Raw genomic sequence first — 22,725 nt, 5'->3', positions numbered from 1 at the left:
CAATGGCGACCGCGCCACCCCGGTCCAAGGCATATCTCCTCAAGAGCCGCACCGATACCTGGGTGGTGAACGTCGAGCTGGAGTTGACGGACACCCAGGTGCGGTGTCTTGCGTCCGAGTACTCGAAGTGGGTTGACGACCGGCTGGGCCTGGCCGACTACAAGGCGAGGCTCTCCGCGGGTGAAGAGGTGGTGATCTTCGACTTCCCGCGCGACGCGGTGACGGTCACCTGGCTACGTCAGTTGTACCGGGGAGGCTGCGAGGTCAGTCGCGGAAATTCCCGCAAATGGCTTGTCTCCCTGGTATATCCGTCCGGGTTCGGCAGTGTGCTCGACCTGATGACGGACCGGGCGATCTGGCGACAGTGGCGCGAGGAGCTGCCCGACCGGGCAGCGCGGGCCTGACTCAGACGGGCTCGACCGACTGGGCGGCCAGCCGCTGCGCGATGCCCCGGGCGAAGGCGTGTTCGCCGGTGGCATCGGCCAGGCGGCTGGCCCGCTGCAGCAGGTCGCGGGCGCTGTCGGGACGGCCCTGGTGCAACTCGATGTCCGAGAGCAGGCACAGGAACATCGTGTTCATCACGGTGGTCCCGTCGCAGGTGTACTCCTCGAATGCCCGGAACGCCACGTCCGCGTCGCCCTCCCCGGCGCCGAGGACCTGGGCCCAGACCCGGACGATGCGGGCACACGCAGCCCACTGGGGGCTGCCCGCCGCGCAGAATTCGACGTCGACCCGGTCGGCCAATTCCACGATGCCGTCGGTGATACCGAGGACGGCCGCGCATTCGACGTAGGTGAGTCTGGCCGCCAGGATGTTGAAGACGTCGCCCCGGCTCTGGGCGAGATGCAGTGCGCGGCGGTGGTATTCGCGCATGGCGTCCAGATCACCGCGGACGGCTTCGGCGATGGCCATCCAGCAGTACACACGCGGATGGAAGAAGTGCAGCGGGTCGGTGACGGTCTCGGGCGGCGGAAAGTTGTCCATCATGTGCAGCCCGGTGCCGATCAGCAGGTCGGTGTTGCCCCGCAGCGTGTAGAGCAGGATGTGCACGAAGTCGTTGACCAGACCGATCACCGGATCGGTGGATTTGTCGTACTGGTCCTGCAGGCCGACGGCGATGATCTCGACCTCGTCGATCCGCCCGTGAGCGCACAGCATCATGGACTGCAGTGCGATGGCGCCATAGAAGTTGCGGCCCTTGACTTCCTGGCCGATCTCGAAGGCGCGCTGGACCGCGGCGGCGGCCGATTCGCTGGCCTGCCCCTCCAGGATGTTCCGGGCGCCGGCCAGGTGCAGCCACAAGGTGGCCTGCCGGTCCAGGTGCTCGGGTTTCGCCGGCAGCCGGTCACCGATCTGCAGGGCGTGCTCGGCCAGTCCGGCGACGTCGTGGTACGCCGACCGATTGAGGGCCCGCTGGATGGCCGTTTCGAGAATGCCAAGGGCCACATCGGGATTCAATTCGGCACCGGCTCGCCAGGCATGGTCGGCCGTGGCGATGACGTGCTCGTACGCGGCGGTCGCCAGCGTGGCCGTCCGCGTGGTGGCGATGGCGGCGTGCACGCTGGTGCGGTCGGTGGTGGCGAGTTGGGCGATCAGCGCGTCGCGCACCAGCCCGTGGCTGAAGCGGTAGGCGCCGGGGCGTTCGGGTAGTTCGTCGAGCAGCCCGGTCTGGTAGGCCGGACGCAGCCGGCTCTGCACTGTCGAGACCGAGAGGTCGACGATGTCTGCCAGGTCGGCGACGTTGAATTCGGGTCCGACCACCGCTGCCGCGCAGAGCACCCGTCGGCACGGCCGGTCCAGCACGCCGAGCCGCCGTCCGACGACACCGACCACCGCATCCGAGAGCGCGGGATGGCCGCGTTGCGGGGCGCCGTCGGTGTCGAGCGCCCGCGCGAGTTCCTTGATGTAGAACGGGTTTCCGGCGGCCTGCTCCCAGACCTGCGCCGAGACGGCGGGCGCGATCGCGCCGCCGGCGACCGCGTCGACGAGGTGCGCCGCGGCCGCGCAGTCGATGCCCTCCAGGTGCATCGTGACGGTGTCGTTGGACCGGACGAGGCGTTCGAACGACGTCCGGTTCATGGGCCGGTCGGCGCCGAAGAACGTCCAGTTGCCGATCACCTGGATGGGGACGCGCGGAAACTCCTCAGCCAGCAGGACCAGCGCGTTGATCGACGCGGGGTCGGCCCGTTGCAGGTCGTCGATGACGAGCACCATCGGTGCCATGGCGGCCAGCTCGCGCAGCGCCGACACGATCCGCTCGATCAGCGCGAATCCTGTTGGCGCGAGCCGGCTGCCGGAGTTGAGGTCGTCCTCGTCGTGCCATTCGGGAACCAGGGCGGTCACCACGCCCGGCGTCTCGCGCAGCACCGCCTTGCGGCCGGCGGTACCGAGCTCGCCACCCAGTTGGCGCAGCAGCTGGATCCACGTCCACAGCAGCGGCAGCTTGACGCCGCTGGGATGACCGGCCCAGGCCACGGCGATCCCGGCGGCGCGGGCGCGGTCGAGCGCCGCCTGCGCCAGCGTCGTCTTGCCGATGCCGCTGTCGCCGGTCACCAGCGTCAGTCCGCCTGCGCCGCCGCCGGCCCGGCGCACCGCGGCGGTGACGGCACCGAGCTCGGTGTCGCGGCCGACGAACGGTGGCGGTGCCGCGGGGTCGGGATCGAGGACGTGCGGCGTCGGCGCGACCCGCAATTCGGCGGCCCCGTCGCGGATTTTCTCGAACAGGGTCTGCAGCCCTTCTCCGGGCCGGGTGCCGATCTCGCGGTCGAGTGTCGTACACGCGCGTTCGAAAGCCTGAATGGCGTCGGCGGTGCGATTGGACCGGTGCAGGGCCAGCATCAGGTGGCCCCACAACCGTTCCTGCAGTGGATGTTCCGCCAAGGTCCCCTCGATCTCGGGGACCAGTTCGCCCCCGCCACCGAGTTGCAGCGCGGCATCGAAGCGGGCCTCGATGGCGGTGGTGCGCAGGGCGACGAAGCGGATGGCCTCAGGTGCGGCGAATTCGTGATACGCGAACTCCCCGAACGGATCTCCGTGCCACAGTGCGAGTGCCTCGGTCAGCATCTCGACCGCGGCGCCGGCCGAATGCCGAATGAGTGCGGTCCGGCCCTTCGCCACGAGGCTCTCGAAGCTGAGCAGATCGATGGAATCGCCGGCGAGGAGATTCAACTGGTAGCCGTGTGGATGCGAGGCGAGCCGCTGCAGCCGGCTGTCCAGGCGACGGGTGTCGTGGGCCTGGTCGGGTCCGGTGTCGGCGCCGGGGTCGAGAACGCGACGGAGGTTGGCCACGTAGGAACGGACGGAGGCCAAGGCCTTCGCAGGCGGTTCGTCGCCCCAGACGGCGTCGATCAGGCGGTCGATGCTCACCACCGTGCCGTGATTGGCCAGCAGCACGGCCAGTACGCACCGCTGCTTCGGTCCGCCGAGCGCTGCCGGCGTGCCGTCGACCCGGGCCGCTACTGCTCCCGAGAGGAAGTACTGGACCATCTGCCCCGATTCACAGCAAAAGTCAATTTTGGGGAGACGATACATCTGCCGGTGACCTGCGGCAGCGCAGTTGAACCTGGCAATTTACTGAAGAGGCCGTTAATTCAGATGATTTCCGGGCCGCGCCTGCGCCCGGCCCGGCCGGCGATCCCGAATCCGGTGCCCACCAGCAGAAACGGGGCGCCGATGATGGCGAGCAGCGTCGGCAGGAACCACACCTGCCAGTAGGCGTTGATGGTGGCGTCGTGGGGGTTGTCGAGGTGGTACAGGACGTCCACATGTTCGCCGGGCTTGGCCGGTGGCGGATTGCTGCTGATGGTGCTGAGGAACCGGATGTGGCTGCCGGTGGAGGTGGTGAATTCGACGCGCGCCCGGTACCGCGGACTGCTGCCGCTCCCGCTGGGTACCAGCTCGACGACCGTGCCGTCGGCGTGACTGGTGGACGAATTCGATTGCGCGACAAACGCTGCGCAGACTCCGGCCCCGACCATCAACGACAGTCCGATCGACAGGAACACCTTCGCCAGGACCGGCGCCACGGATGCCCTGGGCCGTCCGGTGGTGCCGAGTTCTGTTGCGGTGGTCGCCGGGATCATGGCGGCGGCTTTCCGGGCGCGCTGCTTACGCAGCAGCGCAAGGAGAATGGCGAGATCCGCGACGACGATGACAGCGATCAGCACCACCACGTACTCGATGCGCATGGCCCCTCCGGAAGTGTCGACACGGGAAGGCTACGACGATGTGCCCGGAATCGGGTTGGCGTTGGGATACCCGTGAAACGCCTGTGAGGGTCGGGTACGCGTATCTCGGGTTTCGCGTACCCGACCCTCACAGGGATGCGGGAGCAGGGCGTCGGGGAGCTACGCCTGTGTCTGCCCCAAGGTCACCGCCGCGGTGTGCTCGGTTCCGGAGGGATCGGCGTAGGTCACGGTGACGTTGTCGCCGGGAGCCTTGGACCGGATGGCCGCGACGAGCGCTTCGGGTCCGTCGATCGGCTGATTGTCGACCTTGGTGATCACGGCGCCCTTGTCCAGACCGGCCGCGGCGGCGGGACCGTCGGCGACGACGCCGGTCACTGCCGCGCCCTGCGCCTTGGTGTTCGCGGCCAGCTGGACGCCCAGTGAGGCGTGCTGGACCGTACCCGTCGAAATCAGTTGGTCGGCAATCCGTTTGGCCTGATCGACCGGGATGGCGAAGCCGAGGCCGATGGAACCGGGCTGCGCGCCACCGGAATCCGGGCCACCACCGAGCGAGGCGATGGCCGAGTTGACGCCGATGAGGTTGCCGTTCATGTCGACCAGCGCACCGCCGGAGTTGCCGGGGTTGATCGCCGCATCGGTCTGGATGGCGCTCATCACAGACTGCTGTCCGGTCTGCTCGTCACCGGTGCTCACCGGCCGGTTCAGCGAGCTGATGATCCCGGTGGTCACGGTGCCCTGCAGGCCCAGCGGCGAGCCGACGGCGACCACGTTCTGTCCGACGCGCAGGTCCTTGGAAGAGCCGATGCTGATCGGGGTCAGGTCGGACACGCCCTGCGCCTTCACCACTGCGATGTCGTCGGCCGGGTCCGCGCCCACGACCGTGAAAGGCACGGTGCGCCCGTCCGCCAGCGTGACGGTCGCCTTGGTCTGGCCGCCGCCGGTCAGGCCGCGCGGCAGCCGGCCACTCGGGCTCAGCCCGCTGGGCAGTGAATCCTGTTCCGCGGCAGACTGATTGGCCTCTGCGACGACATGGTTGTTGGTCAGGATCAGGCCATCCGCGGTGAGGACGATGCCGGAGCCCTCGCCGCCCTGCTGGCCGGTCTGCACCTGCAGTTTCACGACGCTCGGCAAGACCTTCGCCGACACCGCCTCGACGGAGCCGGCCGGCGCCGCCGGCGCGGGTGCGGAAGCCGTTGGCAGCGAGCGGTTCTGAATTCCGGCCGCGAGCGGAACCTGCGCCGTCGGCGCCACGCTGCCATAGTGATCGACCGCGGCCATGGTGCCGGCCGCGCCCGCCGCGATGGCTACCGCGGCGACACCGAAAGCCAGCAGCCCGGAGCGCGAGCGCTTAGCTGGCGCCGGCGGAACGGGCGCGGCGGGATACTGCTGCGGCGCCACGTACGGAGTCCGAATCGGTTGGGTGTGGGCGTCCGATGCGTGGGGACGCTGGTAGCGGTCATTGCTCCACTGGACCAGTTTCTCCTGCTCAGCGGCGTACTGCCGCGACCAGAGGTGCTGGTTGTCGGGGGTCGGCTGTTCTGACGGGTGTCTCATTGGCGTTGACTACTTTCTCGAAACGTCGGTAAGACAGGCGTGCTCGCGCTTGATGTCTCCACCGTGCCGCCGCCAACTGAGGCGTTGCTGAGAAAGAGTTCGGGACAGCCCAAGACTTTTCAGATCACAAAAAGTGTCATTTCGGGTCGGCCGCGCGGATCCACGTGAGGGTGTTGCCCCGCCCGACGTAGCTCAACTCCAGCTGCGCGGCAGCCGCGCTCACGTGAGGTGTCCAGGCACCGCGATTCATGGCTTCAGCGTATGGCGTACTCGTGCTGACCTCGATACCGTCACCGCATGTTCCGACGAGTGGTCGTGGTGCTGCTGACGGTGTCGTTGTCGATCCTGATCGGTGCCGCGCGGGCCGGGGCGGGCCCGGGCGTCGACCCGGGTTCGCCGACCGGAGCGGCCATCGTGGCGCCGGCCGTCGCGGCGCTGACGGCCGAACTCGGCAAGCCCGCAACGCTTGCGGTCGAGGCCATCAACGTCTCCGGGCCGTGGGCTTTCGTATACGGCGGTATCCGCGGCACCGACGGCCGGCAGTTCGACTTCCGCGGGACACCGCTCGCCGATGGCGCCGCCGAAGGGTTCGTCTCGCGGACCTACGCGGCGCTGTTGAACCAACACGGCGGCGAGTGGACGGTATCGGAGCAGGCCGTCGGCCCGACGGACGTCGCATGGCAGAACTGGCCACAGCGGTACGGCGCCCCGGCGTCGTTGATCGCGGTTCCGTGAACCGCGGCTGAACATCGGCCCTGATTCCGGTGTCGGACTCGCGGGACGGACCGTGCTGGGCCACCATCGACTGGTGCGTCCGACCCGACTGACCGCCGCCGGTGAAATCCCGGACACGGGCATCCCCGACGATTTGTCGACGACCATGAGCATCGCCGAGCAGTACGACTGGCACCAGCAGTACCTGCGCCGCCACCGGGTATCGCGGCGGAATTTCCTGCGCGGGTCGGCGGCCGCCGCGGCCGTGGCGGCCCTGGGTCTGGCGCCGTTCGGGCGCCGCGCCTACGCGCAGGACGCGCCGCTGAGCGTGGCCAACCGGCGGGTCGGCTTCGGCGGCGCCGCGGACAGCCAGCTGCGGCTGGCCGCGCAGCTGTCGCGAAATCCCGGCGGTACCAAGGTGTTCGTCGACCACGGGCCCACCGATCAGTTGGGCGCGACCATCGAGGCCGAGGTGCGCAACCTCGTCACGCAGATCCCGACCAGCGACCGTGGTGTCCTGGCGGCCGAGCAGTTCTACGCCCATGTACCCGTCGACGGGCTGCCCGGTGGTAGCGCACATTTCTACCGGTGGCGCACCGAGGACGGCTTCGTCAGCGACGTGCGGTCGGCCAAGACGGCGCTGCCCAGCGTGCGAAAGGCGTTGGCGCCGTTCCGTTTCACCATGATGGGCGACCAGGGCACCGATGAGGTGCCCCGCCAACCGGCGGGGCTCAAGCGCGGTGACTACGACGACAGCTACTACAAGCCGGACAACGAGCCGGACGTCCCGCACACCGCCAACGTGTTCAGCCAGATCGTCGCGTCGAACCCCGAATTCCATCTTCTGGCCGGGGATATCGCCTACGCCGACCCGTCCGGCGGCGGCCGGCCGCTGTCGTTCGTGCCGTCCGGGAGCAAGGTCGCCAACGGCTTCGACAAGTACAACCCGTTCGTGTGGGACGTCTATCTGGGCTCGATCGAGGCCAGCGCGGCGAGCACGCCGTGGATGTTCGCGACCGGTAACCACGACATGGAGGCCTCGTACCCCAGTCACGGTTACGGCGGTCACCTGGCGCGCATGGATTTTCCGGACAACGGCCCGGCCGCCTGCCCGTCGGTCTATTCGTTCACGTACGGCAACGTCGCGGTGCTGTCGCTCGACGCCAACGATGTCAGCTTCGAAATCCGGTCCAACACCGGCTATTCCGATGGCACCCAGAACTCCTGGGTCGAGCGCACCCTGGCGGCCTACCGCGCCGACCCCAACATCGATTTCATCGTCTGCTTCTTCCATCACTGCGCGTACTCGACCACCGACTCGCACGCCAGCGACGGTGGCGTGCGGGCGGCCTGGTGCGAGCTGTTCGACCGCTATCAGGTCGATCTCGTGCTGCAGGGACACAACCACGTGTACGAACGCACGGACCCGATCCGCGGCGACCGCCCCACCAAGGTCGCCGGGGACAACTCGACCGTCGACGCGGAAACCGACGGCACCGTGTACTACACCGTGGGCTGCGCCGGCCGGCCACGGTACGGCTTCCAGCCGGGCGAGCCCGAGAGCTTCCGCGGCCACGAAGCGCCCGACACCTTCGTTCCGAACAGCTATGTGTGGACTGCGGACGGCAAGAAGAAGGCGGAGGCGGTCGGCTGGTCGCGGGTGCGTTTCCGCAATTACGCCTTCATCCGCGTCGACGTCCGGCCCGGGCAGCTGCTGAGCGAGATGGACGTGACCGCGGTCGACGAACACGGCCGGGAATTCGACAAGGTCACCTATCGCCGCAGGGTGCGTGCGTAACCACGCATCAGCCGGGTACGGCGGTCATGCCTGTCTTATGGTTAGCCGGTGGAAGGGACACCGTTCGGCCGGTACCGGCTGATTGAGCTGCTCGGTCGCGGCGGCATGGGTGAGGTCTGGAAGGCCTACGACACCACGATGAAGCGCGTCGTCGCCATGAAGGTGCTGCCTCCGACGTTCGCCGACGACGAGCAGTACCAGGTCCGGTTCCGCAGGGAGGCCCACGCCGCAGCGGGCCTGGATGAGCCGCATATCGTGCCGATCCACGACTTCGGTGAGATCGACGACCGGCTGTTCGTGACGATGCGGCTGATCGACGGCAAGACCGTCCAGCAGTTGTTGGCTGACGGCCCGCTGGCACCCGAGCGCGCCGTCTCGATCGTCGAACAGATCGCCGCCGCGCTCGGCGCCGCCCACGGGGTCGGACTGGTGCACCGCGACGTGAAACCCGCCAACATTCTGGTCACCCCAGATGATTTCGCGTACCTCATCGACTTCGGCATCGCCCGTGCCGCCGGCGAGACCAAGCTGACCCACACCGGCGCCACCATCGGCACCGTCGCATACATGGCCCCCGAGCGGTTCACCAGCGACCGGTGCGACGCGCGTTCCGACATCTACGCGCTGACGTGCGTGCTGCACGAATGTCTGGTCGGCGCCCCGCCGTTTCCGGGCGACAGCATGGAGCGGCAGATCACCAGCCACCTCTATTCGGATCCGCCGCGGCCGTCGACCATGCGGCCGGGGATTTCCGCATACATGGATCAGGTCATCGCCACCGGCATGGCCAAGGATCCCGAACTGCGGTACGCCACAACCAAAGACCTGGCCGGTGCCGCCCGTGCCGCGCTGAGCGGACCGGCGCAGAATGCGCAGCCCGCTCAGCAGACACCGCCGCCGGCGTGGGCCGCGCCGTCGGCCCCGTACCCCACGACCGGCCCCGAGTCCTACCCCGCGCACGCGCACACGCAGTACGCGACCCCGGCACACGGTCTGGGCGCCGGATCTGCGCAGTGGTCGCCGCCCCAGATGACGAATAACCAACCGGCCCAATCATGGTGGCGCAACTCGGCGGTGGTGATCGTCGCGGCCTTGGTCACGATCGTCGTCCTCGGGGGTGCCGGCATCGCCTACGTGATGTGGTCCGACAGCGGTTCGGGCGATCAGCCTCAGGCGACCAAAGAGCCCAGCGCGCAACTGTTTCCGTCGGTGCCCACCGGTCCCGGTGGCACCACCGGGTACCCGACCGGTTCGATGTCGACCCCCGCCTCCACCGCGGCGTCGACGCCGGCGGGACCGAGCCAGCTGCAGACCGCCGACGGCCTCACCGATCTGATCGGCACCATCAAGGCGAAGTTCGGCGACACCATGGGATTCAAGCTCGTGGTCTACCCCGACTACGCGGTCATGGATCGCGTCTCACCCACGAACAAGCACGTCGACCAGAGCTTCATGTACCGCGGCGGCAGCTGGAACAAGTGGGGCTCGGACACCAGCACCAGTTCGTTCGACGTGCTGGCGGACCTCGGCGCGATCAACACGCAGGCGGTGGCCGCCACCATGGCCGGCGCATCGCAGCAGCTGGGTGCGGAACCCGGCTCGCAGCTGTACCTCATCATCGAGGGCGAAGAGGGCGGCGGTCTGGGGCTGGCAGTCCACTCCACGGCGCCCGGAACCGGATACATGCAGGTCAACGCCGACGGGACCATCAAGCAGATCTATCCGCCGTAACCGGCCATGCGCCCGCTGCGTAGTAACGGAGCGATTGCTCTGTTATGGTGTGCCGGTGCCCCGGCCCCGTGTCTATGACCTCGACTCGGTGCTCGACGCCGCCGAGTCGCTGGCCGTCGAGGCCGGGCCGGCCGGTGTCACCACCCGTTCGGTGGCCGCCGCGGCCGGCGTCTCCAACGGCGCGATCTATCACAACTTCGGCTCGCGATCCGAGCTCGTCGCCCGCACCTGGCTGCGTGCCGCGCGCCGATTCCTCGACGTACAAACGGAATTGGTCGACGCCGCGCTGGCCGATGACGCCGCCGATCCCGTGGACGCGGTCGTCGCCGCCGCGCAGGCACCCGCGGTGTTCTACGAACGTCAACGCCAGTCGGCCGAACTGGTGTGGCGGGTGCAGCGCGACCAACTGCTCGGCCCCGACCTGCCGGGAGCGCTGGCGGCCCAACTCAAAGACCTCGACCGCGAGCTCATCGACCTGATGGTGCGGCTGTCGTCGCACCTGTGGGACCGGCGCGACGGCGCGGCGGTCGACGCCATCACGGTGTGCATCGTCGACCTACCGACCGCAATCATCTTGTCCCGCAACAGAATCAGCAACAGCTGGGCGCGTGATCGGCTGACCGCAGCTGTCCGTGCCGTCCTCGCCGACGAACCCACCCCAACCAGGAGGAAACAACCATGACCATCACCGTCAGCTACCAGGACAAGATCGCCATCCTGAATCTCGGCGACGACGAGAACCGGTTCTCGCTGGGCTTCCTCGACGACATCAACAGTGCCATCGACGATCTCGTCGCCGGTGGCGCCCAGGGGCTCGTGACCACCGGTGCCGGGAAGTTCTACTCGAACGGGCTGGATCTCGACTGGCTGATGGCGCACGGCGACCAGATGCAGGCGTACGTCGGGCGGGTCCACGCCCTGTTCGCGCGGGTGCTGACGCTGCCGATCCCGACGGCCGCCGCGGTCAACGGGCACGCCTTCGGCGCCGGCGCCATGCTGGCCATGGCCCACGACTACCGGACCATGCGCGCCGACCGCGGGTTCTTCTGTTTCCCCGAGGTCGACATCCGGATTCCCTTCACCCCGGGCATGGCCGCGCTGATCCAGGCCAAGCTGACGCCGCAGGCGGCCATCGCGTCGATGACCACCGGCCGGCGCTTCGGGGGCGACGACGCCGCCAAGTACGGCATCGTCGAGCTGGCCGCGGCCGAGGACGCGGTGGTCTCCGCCGCCGTGGATCTCGTGATTCCGGTGTCGGGCAAGGATTCCCAGACCATGGCCGCCATCAAGGCGACGATGTTCAGCCCGGCGATCGCGGCGCTGCGGGGCGAGTAACGGCCCCCAGAGGCGGCCTGATAGGCATAAGAGCGTGGGACAGAACGAGCGCAAGAAGATCGTCATGACCGACGACGAGATCGTCGAGTTCATCGATCGCAGCCGGACCGCGACCATGGCCACCGTCCTGGCTGACGGCCGGCCGCACCTGGTGGCCATGTGGTACGCCGTGCTCGACGGCGAAATCTGGTTCGAGACCAAGGCCAAGTCGCAGAAGGCGGTCAACCTGCGCCGGGACCCGACCATCACCGTGATGATCGAGGACGGTGACACCTACGGCACCCTGCGTGGTGTGTCGATCGACGGCACCGCCGAGATCGTCGAGGATCCCGACACCTGCCTGCGCGTCGGCATCAGTGTCTGGGAGCGCTACACCGGCCCGTACACCGACGAGATGCGCCCGTTCGTCGACCAGATGATGAACAACCGCATCGCGGTCCGCGTCGTACCGAGCCGCATGCGCAGCTGGGACCACCGCAAACTCGGCATGCCCGACATGCCGGTCAGCGGCTCGACCGCGCAGTACCTGGACCGGCAGTGATCTCGGCGCGCCCCGTATCACTCTCCGATACGGAGCGCGCCCAAACCACTCAGGCCTGGTCGACCAGCGGCGCGTATTCGGGATGTTTGGCGATGTATCCGCTGACCATCGAGCATTCCGGGACGATGCGTAACCCTGCGGCCCGGGTGGCGTCCAATGCCTCGGCGACGAGGATCGTCGCCAGTCCACGGCCGCCGTACTCGGGCTGAACTTCGGTGTGCGGGAAGATTCGTCGGCCACCCTGGTCGATGTAATCGATCAGCCCGACCGTCTTGCCGTCGACGGCGATGGTGAATCGCCCGGCTTCGGCGGTGACGGTGGTCGGTGCTCCGGTCTTGTCGGTGGTGCTCGTAGTGGCCATAGGAGCCACGGTAACCCTCGTGCGTAAAGCCGCTGCCCGCGCTGCCGCCCCCTCAAACGGCAGCGTGGGCAGCGGGTACTACGCGACTTCGAGGAAGATTCGGCGCTGGCGGCGGACCGGGTAGCCGTTGGCCTCGGCCAGGGACCGCAGTTGCTTCATCGCGAACGTCCGGCCGCGGCCCTCCTCGGCCGGGATGACGATGCCTGCCCAGAGGCCTTCGGCGCGGGGCAGTTCGACGGCGTCACGCGCGCAGGCCCAGCGGCGCGGGCACTGGCGGCAGAGGCTCTTGGCCTCTTCGCTGGCGATCGTCGTCCACTGCTCCGGGCTCCGGGTGCACTCACCGAGCGGCAGGCCGTCCATGGCAATTGCGGTCATCGGAGTACTCCTTTGTTGTTGCGCTGCGACTGTTCCGTCGCGGTTGGGAAGAATCTATAGCGCCAGACTGCAGTATCGCAACAGGTAAACCGTAGCGCTAGATAAAATCGCAGGTCAGCTAGCTATTGCGGCTCAGAAATCATGCGAATAGTCCGGAATAACACTGGCGAAAGTCGACAATCAGGTGGGGTGTACGGTCTAACTGAAGCGCTTGGCGCTCCACCGATACGGTTCAGTGATGGTCAACGCGATAGTTATGCGGGACGGAACGGGCTAAGCTGTACCGGACTGCTGACAGCGCTCCGGATTTCGTGTTGAGCGCGGGCCGCAAGTGATGGGAGGTGACATCGGGTGCCGAACATCGATCCCGATGACGTCACCGAATACATCGCCCTGCCCGCAGTCGATCCCGGAATGGAGCGCGCCGGTGCGGCCGCCGCCGCTCGGCGCCGTGAACTGGACATCAGTCAGCGCAGTCTGGCAGCCGACGGCATCATCAACGCCGGAGCGCTGATCTCCTTCGAGAAAGGCCGGAGCTGGCCGCGGGAGAGAACGCGCTTGCGCCTCGAAGAGGTATTGCAGTGGCCGCCGGGAACCATCGCACGGATCCGTAGCGGCGAGCCGGCCCCTACCCAGGTGCCGGCCGCGGCCCAGGCGCAGGCCGCTCCCGCCCCGCCGTTGACCAACGCCGGCGAGGTGCCGCTGATCGCGCAGGCCGTCGTCGCGGCGGTGAACACGTTGGGCGCCACGGCCGATGCCCTGCCGGCGATCGAGGATTCCGAATTCACGCCGTGGGTCACGCAGATCCTGTCCGACCTGCGGCAACTCGAAGCCGTCGCCGCGAGCGCCGCCCGGCTCGGGCCGGTATCGCCGCCGCTGATCAAGGCATTGGGGCTGGTGCGCTCGCGGATCGACGAACTGACATTGCTCGGCGCGAAAGCCCCGACCGCGACGCTCGGGCAGCGGCTGTACGCAGCCCGGCGCGGTGCCAATCTGACGATTCAGGAGACGGCGCTTGCGGCCGGGGTCCCGGAGTCTGTCGTGGTGGGTGCCGAGGCCGAAGCCGCGGTGTCCGACCAGGACAAGGAATTGGTCGAAAAGCTGCTCCTGCAGCTGGTCTAGTGGCGAGGCTCGATGGCGACTCAGGCCTTCGGCGGGTTCACCTTGAAACCGTCGGGGTCGGCGGCCATTCCGTCGTGGGCGATCAGAGCGGCCTGCTGGGATAGTTCGGGGCCGGGCGGCAGCAGTGAGATCACCGGCCAGGGTGCCGACTGTGGGACCTCGTTGGGGCTGTCGGCGGCCTTGACGCCCGTCGTCCCCAGCGCAGTGGCCGTGGGCAGGTCTTTGATGTGATAGCGAACTCCGGTGTCGGCGATGTAGAACAGTTGGCCCATGGCCCGGCTGTCCTGTTCGCCGCCGGTGGACTGAACGTATTCCCCGGTACCGGGTTTCAGGTAGGCGTAGTCGAGTCCGGGGCCATTGCCGTCTGCTGTCGCCAACCGCACCGGCTGGGCATCTTTGGGCAACGGAAGCCGGTGCCCGACGAGTAACCGGTTGGTGGCCTCGGCCGCGGTGTTACCGCGTTGCCATGCCATGCACACCACCCGGTCGGGTTCCACCCGGATGAATTCCGGTGACGCCTCGGGATAGTGGTCGACATGTAGGACGTGAGTGACGGGGGCGTGGCTGATCACCGCAGGTGAGATGGTGTTCGGCTCCGACAGAGTTGGCGACTGTGCATCGCCGTAGCGGATGATGTCCGCGCTGGCCTTCGAAATCGGCTGCAGCCCTTCACGAAGCACCACATACAGTTGTTCGCCGCGGGAGTCGACGGTCTTGATGATCGATCCGATCCGGTACTGGGCGTCCAAATAGGTGGTCGGTTTCCCGACCCCGTCGATGATGATCGGCAGGATGGGGTCGACGAGCGGGAACGCGTTGAGCAGGCCTGCAGACACCTCGCGGGTCTCCGCGTCGCCGAGGTGAAGCGCGCTGTGCAGCACCGGGTTGGCTGGGTCGATTGCTGCGCGCTTGCCGTCATAGATCAGAAACGTGGTGTCCCCGGTCCTGGTGAGCAGCATCTGCGCCGGGGTGGCGGCTCGAATGTCATCAGTCAGCACCGGATTGTTGCCTAGCACTGTCGTTTCCACCGCGAAACTGCCCACCGTCTCGGTGACTTTCGGCGTTTGCGTGGTGTCGCATACCGTCCAGGACGACATTCCCATGTCGTCGCCGTGGTGAATTGCGGTGGGAGCGCCCACGATACCGACGAGGGGACCAAGCGGAACGGTATTGAGGAACTTGTCGTCGACCTGCTTGGGCGCGTCGTTCTTTCCGGAGATGAGCCGCGCCGAGGCCAGATTCAGCACCGGATGCAGCTTGTCGCCGATGCGCACGAAGATGGTCCCGCTGGCCTTGCTGAGCATGATTGTCGAATTACCGAAGTTCGGCATGGGTTTGAAGAAGGCGAGGACCCCGGCTGCTCCGGTGATCAGGATGGCGATCACCATGCCGACGAGCAGGGCCCGCATCTGCCCGCGCATCGGGTCGTGGATCATCCGCGAATCGCCGCGAATCAGTGCATGTTCGAGGCGCCTGATGAGAAAGCGGTACCCGTTGACTTGAGCACGCGTGGTAACTTGCGCTGGCATGGCTGGCCCCCAATCAGCGATCAGGGTACAGCCGTTCAACGGATGGGGGACCGCGGGTGTGAGAGTTCGTCGTGGCACCGAGCGACGCCGGGGGACTTCGGTAGGGCCTGGACAATTCGCGCGTACGGTCGACATCATCCCGCAGCGTGCGCTGCCGTTACGTGACCTTCTGCTCGTGCAGGTGCTCATCGCGATCGGCCTCGCGGCCGCTCTGCTAATGCGTCAGCCGGGCTGGTACGGCGCGGCGGCAGGCCTGGCTGTGGCGCTGCTACTGGTGGTGCGCGTACGCCGTCTGTCATTCCCGCGGTGGGTCGCCATGCGGGCAGGTTTCACCAGAGCACGCCGCGACCGCGAGAAGCGCAGTGTGCGGTTCGAACCATTCGACGCGGACCTGACCGATGGCGGGCAGATCGGCTTCCACTGGGACGGTAAGACGCTACTGTCGCTGGTGCGGATCCAGGAGAACCCGCAGGCAATGACCGTGATGGAGCCCGGAGTCACGGTGTCCGGTGAGATGGTGTCGGTGCAGATGGTCTCCGACTGCCTGCACCAGTTCGATATCACCTTGGACTCCATCGACGTGATCAGCCAGGGCGCGCGCTCACACGGCCATGGCCAGATCGCCGCCATCTACGACGCCGTGCTGGGGCCGCTGCCGGCCATCGCGCAGCGCACTGTGTGGGTTGCCGTCCGGTTCGATCCGACTGCGTGCCCAGATGCGGTCCGCAATCGGGGTGGTGGTAATGAGGGCATCATCCGCACCGCGGGGACCGCGACGCGACGGGTCGCGAACCGGCTGGCCGAGGCGGGTCTGCGGCCGCATATCATGACTGCCAGCGAGATCGCCCAGGCCACCAACCAGCTGTCCGACGGTGTGGCGCTGCACAGCGTCGAAGAAACTTGGTTCACCTGCCAGGAGGGCCTGTTCCAGCTGCGCAGCTTTTCGGTGCGGCCGTCGATGTTCACCACCGCGGGCCTCGGGTTGCTGTGGACCATCCCGAGCTACTCGACCACTGTGTGTATTTCGCTGCGTCGCGATGAGCGTAGCGGCGCCGTGAAGATCCGCGGGCTGGCGCGATTCGACAGTCACGGACGCACCAAGGTGCGGCTGAAGGGCCTCGGTCAGCTTCGTGGTTACCAATTCTCGGCGCTGGCCTCCAGCCTGCCGTTGCCTACGCCGCGTCGGCCGGTCGACCGCTGGGCGTATGCGGTGGGTGAGGACGCGCTGACGAATCTGGCGCTGCCCGCATCGGGGTGCGGGCAGGTGATCGGTGCTGACGCGCATGGTCGTGCTGTTGCCCTTCCGTTGTTCGGCCCCCAGATCGAGCGGGTGGAGATTTGTGGGACGCTGCACCTGGCACAGCAGGCGGTGTTGCGATCACTGGCATTGGGTGCCCGCGTCCGGGTGCACACCCGCCGGCCGGCGGCATGGCGGGACATGGTCGAAGCCGTCGCTGATCAGAACCTGTTGCGGGTCACCGATTTCAACCGCGGGACCATACAGGCGGGTGTGGAACGCAACTATTCGGTGGAGATGTTCGACGGGGTGGCCGAGCAGGGGGTGCGCGTCGGCGTCACCTCCATCGTGGTGAAACCGCCTCAGGCGAAGCCGTCCCGGGATGTCGATGTCAGCCTGCAGTTGATCGACCGGGACAACGATGTCGTAGCGGTTCGCACCCGGTCGGGTTCGGCAGAGGTGACCATGGTGGCCACCGACGACGAGATGCGATACATCAGAGCGTCATTCAACTCCGCTGACTGACGTACTAGGTTGGGTGCCGAGGACGTTTGATGGAGGGCCATGACGAATTCGCCAGGCTATTACTACTCGGGGTACGGCGACGGGTACGCGTTCGATCGCGCGGAACCGGAGTCCGATGACGGTCGTGTTCGTATCTTGTGGTCGGTGGCGGCAGCATTGGGGCTGCTGACGTTCGGCGTCAGTTTCGGTGCGCCCATCGCACTCGGCTGGGTGGTCTGGTTCAGTGTGCTGTCCGCGGCGGTCGCCGGCCTCGGGCTACTGCCCCGTCAGTCCGTGCGTGGCTGGCTGGTTGCCGCGTCCGCGGTGACGGGTTTCCTTGCGGCGCTGAGCAATTGGATTCACGCGGAGGGGGCCGGATGGGCGTTGGTGGTCATCATCGTGCTGAATCTGTTGCAGGCGGTGACGTCGGTGGCGGCTCTATTGCTCGGCGGGGACGCCGAGGCCGACGGGAACTCCCGACCCGATTACGCGGCGTACGCGGAATATGCGCAGGCCTACCAGGCGTATGCGGCGCAGTATCAGCAGGGACCGCCACCGCGGATAGAGGCGCAGGGGCAGGCCACCGCTCGGGCCAACAGCGCAGCGACGGCACAGGCTCGTGCCGGTGCGCGCGGCGGCGGGGTGCGGGAGTCCGGAGAGTCGCTTCAGGACCGGTATCAGCAGTACAGCCAAGCTCCTCCTGCATCCCCGCACCTGCAGGCACAGGCGGGGACGCGGTCAGGCGGAGCAGTACCGGATCCCGGGATCCCGAGTTACGGGCACGTCAGTGCAGCACCAGCGCAGCCGGGGGAGCAGCATGAGGAGTCGGGCGAACCGTCCTCGAACTGACCGCACGGAGGACCAAACGTGACTACACCCCCGCCCGGGGCTGCCGGGCCTGAGCGACTCCCGCCGTCGGACTCGGCCGTCGAGTCATGGGACACCCTCTTCGAACTCGACGACACCCGACGTGTCACGAGACCCTCAGCGGCACAACGACGTCCGTTTAGCGCGAAATTCGCCGCGACCGGTGCTGTGGTACTTGTGGTTTCAGTGGTCACAGCGATTATCTGGGTGCTGAATGGCACCGACGAAGGTGCTGACACGACAGCTGGTCCGGCGACGCCCACCCCGCAGGCACAGCTATCGAGCATGTTGCCCGGCGGGTATGCCGCCGACGGCTGCAGGTCGGTCGATCCGTTGGCAAACCTGTCTGCCACGGTGACATGTGACCGCAATACCGACGCCGGTGGGCCGGTGTCGGCCACGTACGGCTTGGCCTCGGATTCGGCTGCGCTGACCGCGGCATTCACAGCGTTGCAACAGCGCTCGATCTCCGCCGAGTGCCCGGGCCACCTGCGGTCGCCCGTGCCGTGGCGGCGAAGCGCCACCCCACAGGTGGTCGGCGGAGCGATCTACTGCGGCATCCAGCAGAACCAGCCGGTGCTGGCTTGGACCGACGAAGCGCAACTGCTCCTTCACGAAGTGCGCGGTAACGCTCAGGTGAGCCTGTCCGACTTGTTCAACTGGTGGTTCGCTCACGCCTGAGTTGGCGGTCGGCGGGTGAATCAGTCCAGCCGGGGGGCCCGCCCGACACGGGTGAACCGCTTGGAGAGGGCCGCAGTCAGGTCAGTGAATGCCTGTTTGGTCTTGCGGTTCAACAGATCCATCGAGATGTCGGCGCCTTCGGCAAGATGGTCGTCGAACGGGATGACGAAAACGGAACCAATCCGCGCTTTGAAGTGGCGGATCATTTTCTCGATGTCCAGAGGGACGGTACCGGGGCGAGCCGAGCTGATAACCAATGTGGTGTGAGGCACCAGGTGGGCGTAGCCGTGGTGCTGCAGCCAGTCCAAGGTTGCCAACGCGCTTCGGGCGGAGTCGACGGCGGGCGACGCGACCAGCACCAGCGCATCTGCCGTATCGAGCACTCCCTTCATGGCCGAATGAGTGAGCCCTGTACCGCAGTCGGTGAGGATGATGTTGTAGAACCGGTCCAGGATGTTGTGCACTGCGCGGTAGTCGGATTCGGAAAATGCTTCCGAGACAGCGGGATCGCGCTCGGAGGCGAGGATTTCCAGACGGCTGGCGCTCTGCGAGGTGTGGCGACGCACATCTGCGTACCGGAAGATTTGCTGTTCGGAGAGGAGGTCGCGCACGGTTGATCGGGTGGTGTTGGGGCCGCGTTGGGCCAGAGTGCCGAAGTCGGGGTTCGCGTCGACGGCGACCACGCGATCGCCGCGGCTGGACGCGAACATCGAACCCATGCACACCGTGGTCGTCGTCTTGCCGACGCCGCCCTTGAGGGAAAGCACAGCTATGCTGTACGCCCCTCGGGCGGGCTTGCCCTGCCCTTCGCCCGGCGCACGGTGACGTGAAACTGATTGGGGTGCAGCGACATTCACTGTTCCGCCGGTCATTCGGTTCATGACCTTGCGAAAACCGTTCTGCGGTGCCTGTTTGCGGGGCAGCAGGCCAAGGTCCTCGGCACTTGCACGCGTCGCGTACTGGATTGTCGGGCCGTCCGGTTCCGCCGTGGTGAAGTGCGTCGAGATGGGCGTCAGATCGGGGTGCTGACGGGGATAGTGCGTGTCGTGGTCCGGTGCAGCTGTCATGCGGATGGGGCCGGTGATGGCGTCGTCACCGGCGAAGCCGTCGTCATTTCGCGGGTTCAAAGCGTCACGAATTCAGATTCAAGGTTTGCAGGATGTTGCTCAGTGCCGCCTTCATATCGACGGCTTCGATGCGCATCAGCGCTGCTTCGTCCAGATTTTCCAAGTCGGCGTGGTCCTGGCTGAGACGGTATTCGCGCTCCTCTTCGGCGGATTCGATGACGTTCCGGATGAAGCGGCCGTTACCGGCGAGGTCGATGTTGCGGCGGACGTTGCCGTCGTCGTCGGTGGACTGCTGCGCGCACAACCGGGTGCACGCGGCGACCAGCTCGTCGAGAGCCTCAGAACTGAGATCCGAATCGCGCGCCTTGGCAGTCAGCCGCCCGATGTCACCGAGTTCGGTAGGTTCGTAGGACGCGAACCGGATTCGCTTGGTGAACCGCGATGACAGACCCTCGTTCGACGCCAGGAAGCGGTCGATCTCCGCGTCGTATCCGGCGATGATGACCACCAATCGGTCACGATCGTTCTCCATCCGCGCCAACAGGGTGTCTACCGCTTCGCGGCCGAACGCGTCACCGCCGGACAGCCCGGTTTGGATCAGCGTGTACGCCTCGTCGATGAACAGCACCCCGTCCATGGCGCTGTCGATGAGTGCCGACGTCTTGATCGCGGTGCTGCCCAGATGCTGTCCGACGAAATCCTGCCGCTTGGCTTCGATCACCGCGGGGGTCTTCAAAAGACCCAGACCGCAATATGTTTGGGCGACGACTCGGGCGATGGTCGTCTTGCCGGTACCGGGTGGTCCGGTGAAGGCCAGGTGCAGGCTGCGGGCCGCAGTGGTCAGGCCTTTGTCCTCGCGCACTTTGGCCAGCTTGGCCGCGGAACGCAATTTGGCCACCTGCAGTTTCACCTCGCCGAGGCCGACCTGGCGATCAAGTTCCTGCTGTGCGGTGCGCAGGTATTCGTTGCTGCGTTCGGTGAGGTTGTCGGCGTCGAAATCGGCTGCCGTCCGTGCGGAACTGGGGTCCCATTTGTCGGTCCGGGAGTCGATGATTTCTTTCGTCGTCACGATCAGGCGGTACTTCGGGTCGTTGAGCGCGGCGTAGTTCGCCTCGAAACCTGGTTCCTCGCTATAAATGCGCTCGAAGATGACGCGGGCATCCGGTTCGTTGCCCATCTCGCGCAGGGTGAGTCCCTTGCAGAATTCGGCTGCACGACGAGCCGCCGGGATCGGACCTTCAATGGCTTGATCGAGTCGGCGAATGCCCTCACCGAACAAGCCCATCTGTGCGCAGGCCGAGCCGACCATGAGGTGTGCGCCGGCGGCGATGTACTCGTCGGCGAACTGATTCGAGGCAGCAAGTGCGGTCAGCACGTCGGGCCAGCGCTGCGTCGTGAAGTGCAGGACGCCGCGGAGATAAGCGTAGATTTCGTCCGAACCGGAGTCGTCGGGAATCTGGGTGCGCAGGGCCTGGAGCTCGTTCAGCGTCTTGTCAGCTTCGGCGAAATCCTTGCCCTGGATCATGCTGGCGGCGTATGCCAGCCATACCTCGGTTATCGAGCTCAGCGTGTAGTCGAGATACAGGCCGGTCTGAAAGCGGCCGGCGAGGGCACGTGGAGCCAGGCCGAGCCGGCGTTGTTCGCGGCCCAGGTTCTTGCTGGACCGGTGCAGGTGGTGGATCACCTCCGGCGTCGATTCGCCGGTGGCGGCGCGGCCTAGCCAGGCGTCGCACATATCGGGGTCGTACTCTGTGGCCCGCTTGAACGCCAGCGTCGCGTACTGGACGTCGCGCTCGGTCTCCAGCCCGTCGATGGGGATACCGAGGGAGAGAACACCGGCATCGAATACCCGCTGTGCGTCCCTGGTGCCAACGCTCATGCGTGGATTCCTATCCTCGGTTTCGATGATGCCGAACCGAGTCGCCGGAATGGACGAGATCGGTTCGCAGCCCCCAGGGCACCCCATTGCTGCTGCCCAGCCTCCCGCCAGTGTACTAAGTTCGAGGTCATACAGCGCCCGCGGTTGGGGGAGGAGCACTGCATTGGCTGACCGACCGGTCCGATCCGCAGGCGGCGGCATTGAGGTCCTCACGACCGACCGCGGCCTGCCCATCCGGCTCAAGCTCGCGCAACGCGAGCTCACCCGGCAACCGCAGGATCTCGCGAAGGAGATTCTCGCGCTCTGTCAGCTTTCGGCGAAGCGCGCTCAGGTCGAGATTCGGCATGAGATGGCCGCGCGAGGGGTCAGTCCGCAGATATTGCGTGGCATGAAACATCTTGCGACCGAAGAAGAATTTGCTGCGGCCAAGGCTGCTTTGACTGCGACCGATGACGACGAGGGTGGCAGCCTCCCCGACAGTTGGCTGAGGTCGGTATGACCAGCCTGGCTGAATCGCTCATTGCCCGCATCATCAAGCAACGCGACCTGATGCAGGCCATGGACGAACATTTGCGGACCATCACGGTGCGGGTGGCGAGCAGAGACCAATCGGTGAGTGTCGAGGTCGACGGTATCGGCACGATGACGGGGCTGTGGCTGGCCGACGGGGCCTACCGGCACGGTCCCGAAGGGCTGTCCAATCTTATTGTCGAGACCGCAAATGCGGCGGCGAAGATGGCTCTGGAGCGGCAGAGCTATCTGGTGAAAGAATTCAATCAACGGATGTCGAAGCTGCAAGAAACGCCGTTGACCAGGTGGGATGGCACAACTGTCACACCATCCTGACGGAATTTGCTGCACTGGAAAATTGGCGCCTGCCACCAGTCGATTCCCAGGTTATAGTTGAAAAGCAACGAAGCGGCGTACGCGCCGCCGGGTTCAGGGGGAGGTAATTTACAGTGACGTTATCGGTGATTCCCGCAGGGATGGAAGCATTCAATGCCGCAAACACGGCGGCGTCGGGGGTGATCTCGGCCGCCGGATCGGCCGACTCGGCCGCCATGCTGAGTGCGGCGGCAACCGCCATCGGGCCAATCGGAGCAGCGCCGTATCTGGGGCCGTACGCGGGGGCTCAGGCCAGCAACCTGGCCGGGACCTTGCTCACCGGGGCTGTCCACGCAGCCATCGGTGTTGCCACCGAGATGTCCAAAGTCGGCTATGTCGCCGTCGATAGCGTCTAACA

General features: G+C 66.6%; 22 protein-coding genes. 14 read left to right on the top strand and 8 right to left on the bottom strand.

What is annotated here, in order from left to right; genetic code table 11:
- The first annotated feature begins 2 nt into the window (after nt 1–2).
- A complete protein-coding gene (locus tag EB75_RS03490; RefSeq protein ID WP_073694084.1) occupies nt 3–404 on the top strand; it encodes a hypothetical protein in 402 nt (133 codons plus the stop codon).
- Between the two features lies 1 nt (nt 405).
- On the opposite strand, the gene EB75_RS03485 is transcribed toward EB75_RS03490, so the two are convergent.
- The 3 genes from EB75_RS03485 to EB75_RS03475 form a co-directional block, all read right to left on the bottom strand.
- Nucleotides 406–3,486, bottom strand: coding sequence for an ATP-binding protein (locus EB75_RS03485; protein WP_073694083.1), 3,081 nt, complete (start codon nt 3,484–3,486; stop codon nt 406–408).
- Nucleotides 3,487–3,590: 104 nt separating this feature from the next.
- On the bottom strand, nt 3,591–4,187 hold the full coding sequence (locus EB75_RS03480) for a DUF3592 domain-containing protein (protein ID WP_073694082.1): 597 nt from the start codon (nt 4,185–4,187) through the stop codon (nt 3,591–3,593).
- Nucleotides 4,188–4,346: 159 nt separating this feature from the next.
- A complete protein-coding gene (locus tag EB75_RS03475; RefSeq protein ID WP_073694117.1) occupies nt 4,347–5,516 on the bottom strand; it encodes a S1C family serine protease in 1,170 nt (389 codons plus the stop codon).
- A 522-nt stretch (nt 5,517–6,038) separates the two neighbouring features.
- Here EB75_RS03475 and EB75_RS03470 point away from each other — a divergent pair.
- The 6 genes from EB75_RS03470 to EB75_RS03445 all read left to right on the top strand — a co-directional run bounded on the left by EB75_RS03470 (nt 6,039) and on the right by EB75_RS03445 (nt 11,860).
- Entirely contained in the window at nt 6,039–6,476 is a 438-nt protein-coding gene (locus EB75_RS03470; protein ID WP_073694081.1) for a hypothetical protein, read from the top strand.
- Between the two features lie 145 nt (nt 6,477–6,621).
- On the top strand, nt 6,622–8,253 hold the full coding sequence (locus tag EB75_RS03465) for a metallophosphoesterase (protein WP_237162773.1): 1,632 nt from the start codon (nt 6,622–6,624) through the stop codon (nt 8,251–8,253).
- Nucleotides 8,254–8,301: 48 nt separating this feature from the next.
- Complete coding sequence (locus tag EB75_RS03460) at nt 8,302–9,984, top strand: serine/threonine-protein kinase (protein ID WP_073694080.1); 1,683 nt, start codon at nt 8,302–8,304, stop codon at nt 9,982–9,984.
- Between the two features lie 55 nt (nt 9,985–10,039).
- Nucleotides 10,040–10,666 (top strand): TetR/AcrR family transcriptional regulator, encoded by a 627-nt coding sequence (locus EB75_RS03455; RefSeq protein WP_073694115.1) that lies wholly within the window; start codon nt 10,040–10,042, stop codon nt 10,664–10,666.
- Nucleotides 10,663–11,319: an enoyl-CoA hydratase-related protein gene (locus EB75_RS03450; protein WP_073694079.1), complete on the top strand. Its 657-nt coding sequence runs from the start codon at nt 10,663–10,665 to the stop codon at nt 11,317–11,319. Before EB75_RS03455 ends, EB75_RS03450 begins: the two co-directional genes overlap by 4 nt.
- 34 nt (nt 11,320–11,353) lie before the next feature.
- Nucleotides 11,354–11,860: a pyridoxamine 5'-phosphate oxidase family protein gene (locus EB75_RS03445; protein ID WP_073694078.1), complete on the top strand. Its 507-nt coding sequence runs from the start codon at nt 11,354–11,356 to the stop codon at nt 11,858–11,860.
- Between the two features lie 49 nt (nt 11,861–11,909).
- Here the strand turns inward: EB75_RS03445 and EB75_RS03440 are convergent, their stop codons facing one another.
- Together EB75_RS03440 and EB75_RS03435 are read right to left on the bottom strand one after the other, a co-directional pair.
- A complete protein-coding gene (locus tag EB75_RS03440; RefSeq protein ID WP_073694077.1) occupies nt 11,910–12,221 on the bottom strand; it encodes a GNAT family N-acetyltransferase in 312 nt (103 codons plus the stop codon).
- Between the two features lie 78 nt (nt 12,222–12,299).
- Nucleotides 12,300–12,596, bottom strand: a complete 297-nt coding sequence (locus EB75_RS03435) for a WhiB family transcriptional regulator (RefSeq protein WP_064978846.1) — start codon at nt 12,594–12,596, stop codon at nt 12,300–12,302.
- A gap of 351 nt (nt 12,597–12,947) precedes the next feature.
- Here EB75_RS03435 and EB75_RS03430 point away from each other — a divergent pair, with 351 nt between their 5' ends.
- Nucleotides 12,948–13,718, top strand: a complete 771-nt coding sequence (locus EB75_RS03430) for a transcriptional regulator (RefSeq protein WP_502689329.1) — start codon at nt 12,948–12,950, stop codon at nt 13,716–13,718.
- 20 nt (nt 13,719–13,738) lie between these two features.
- On the opposite strand, the gene eccB is transcribed toward EB75_RS03430, so the two are convergent.
- On the bottom strand, nt 13,739–15,247 hold the full coding sequence (eccB, locus tag EB75_RS03425; RefSeq protein ID WP_073694076.1) for a type VII secretion protein EccB: 1,509 nt from the start codon (nt 15,245–15,247) through the stop codon (nt 13,739–13,741).
- 133 nt (nt 15,248–15,380) lie between these two features.
- On the opposite strand from eccB, the gene eccE reads away from it, so the two are divergent.
- The 3 genes from eccE to EB75_RS03410 all read left to right on the top strand — a co-directional run bounded on the left by eccE (nt 15,381) and on the right by EB75_RS03410 (nt 18,536).
- The gene (eccE, locus tag EB75_RS03420) at nt 15,381–17,009 is read left to right on the top strand and encodes a type VII secretion protein EccE (protein WP_073694113.1); all 1,629 of its coding nucleotides are present in this window, start codon (nt 15,381–15,383) and stop codon (nt 17,007–17,009) included.
- Between the two features lie 39 nt (nt 17,010–17,048).
- Nucleotides 17,049–17,837, top strand: a complete 789-nt coding sequence (locus tag EB75_RS03415; RefSeq protein ID WP_073694075.1) for a DUF5336 domain-containing protein — start codon at nt 17,049–17,051, stop codon at nt 17,835–17,837.
- Nucleotides 17,838–18,041: 204 nt separating this feature from the next.
- Nucleotides 18,042–18,536 carry a hypothetical protein gene (locus tag EB75_RS03410; protein WP_083611938.1) on the top strand — a complete coding sequence of 165 codons (495 nt, stop codon included), beginning with the start codon at nt 18,042–18,044 and terminating at the stop codon, nt 18,534–18,536.
- Nucleotides 18,537–18,556: 20 nt separating this feature from the next.
- Here the strand turns inward: EB75_RS03410 and EB75_RS03405 are convergent, their stop codons facing one another.
- Together EB75_RS03405 and eccA are read right to left on the bottom strand one after the other, a co-directional pair.
- Nucleotides 18,557–19,603 (bottom strand): MinD/ParA family ATP-binding protein, encoded by a 1,047-nt coding sequence (locus tag EB75_RS03405; protein ID WP_083611950.1) that lies wholly within the window; start codon nt 19,601–19,603, stop codon nt 18,557–18,559.
- 64 nt (nt 19,604–19,667) lie between these two features.
- Nucleotides 19,668–21,482, bottom strand: a complete 1,815-nt coding sequence (gene eccA / locus EB75_RS03400) for a type VII secretion AAA-ATPase EccA (RefSeq protein ID WP_073694073.1) — start codon at nt 21,480–21,482, stop codon at nt 19,668–19,670.
- Nucleotides 21,483–21,645: 163 nt separating this feature from the next.
- Here eccA and EB75_RS03395 point away from each other — a divergent pair, with 163 nt between their 5' ends.
- From EB75_RS03395 to EB75_RS03385, 3 genes are all read left to right on the top strand, one after another.
- Nucleotides 21,646–21,981 carry a hypothetical protein gene (locus tag EB75_RS03395; protein ID WP_073694111.1) on the top strand — a complete coding sequence of 112 codons (336 nt, stop codon included), beginning with the start codon at nt 21,646–21,648 and terminating at the stop codon, nt 21,979–21,981.
- Nucleotides 21,978–22,328: a YbaB/EbfC family nucleoid-associated protein gene (locus EB75_RS03390; protein WP_073694072.1), complete on the top strand. Its 351-nt coding sequence runs from the start codon at nt 21,978–21,980 to the stop codon at nt 22,326–22,328. Before EB75_RS03395 ends, EB75_RS03390 begins: the two co-directional genes overlap by 4 nt.
- 113 nt (nt 22,329–22,441) lie before the next feature.
- The gene (locus tag EB75_RS03385; RefSeq protein ID WP_286150065.1) at nt 22,442–22,723 is read left to right on the top strand and encodes a hypothetical protein; all 282 of its coding nucleotides are present in this window, start codon (nt 22,442–22,444) and stop codon (nt 22,721–22,723) included.
- Nucleotides 22,724–22,725 lie beyond the last annotated feature (2 nt).

The organism is Mycobacterium sp. ST-F2 (assembly GCF_001905655.1).
Classification (GTDB): Bacteria; Actinomycetota; Actinomycetes; order Mycobacteriales; family Mycobacteriaceae; genus Mycobacterium.
The sequence above is the reverse complement of the archived record's forward strand: the minus strand, read 5'-3'. Positions and strand labels throughout refer to the sequence as shown.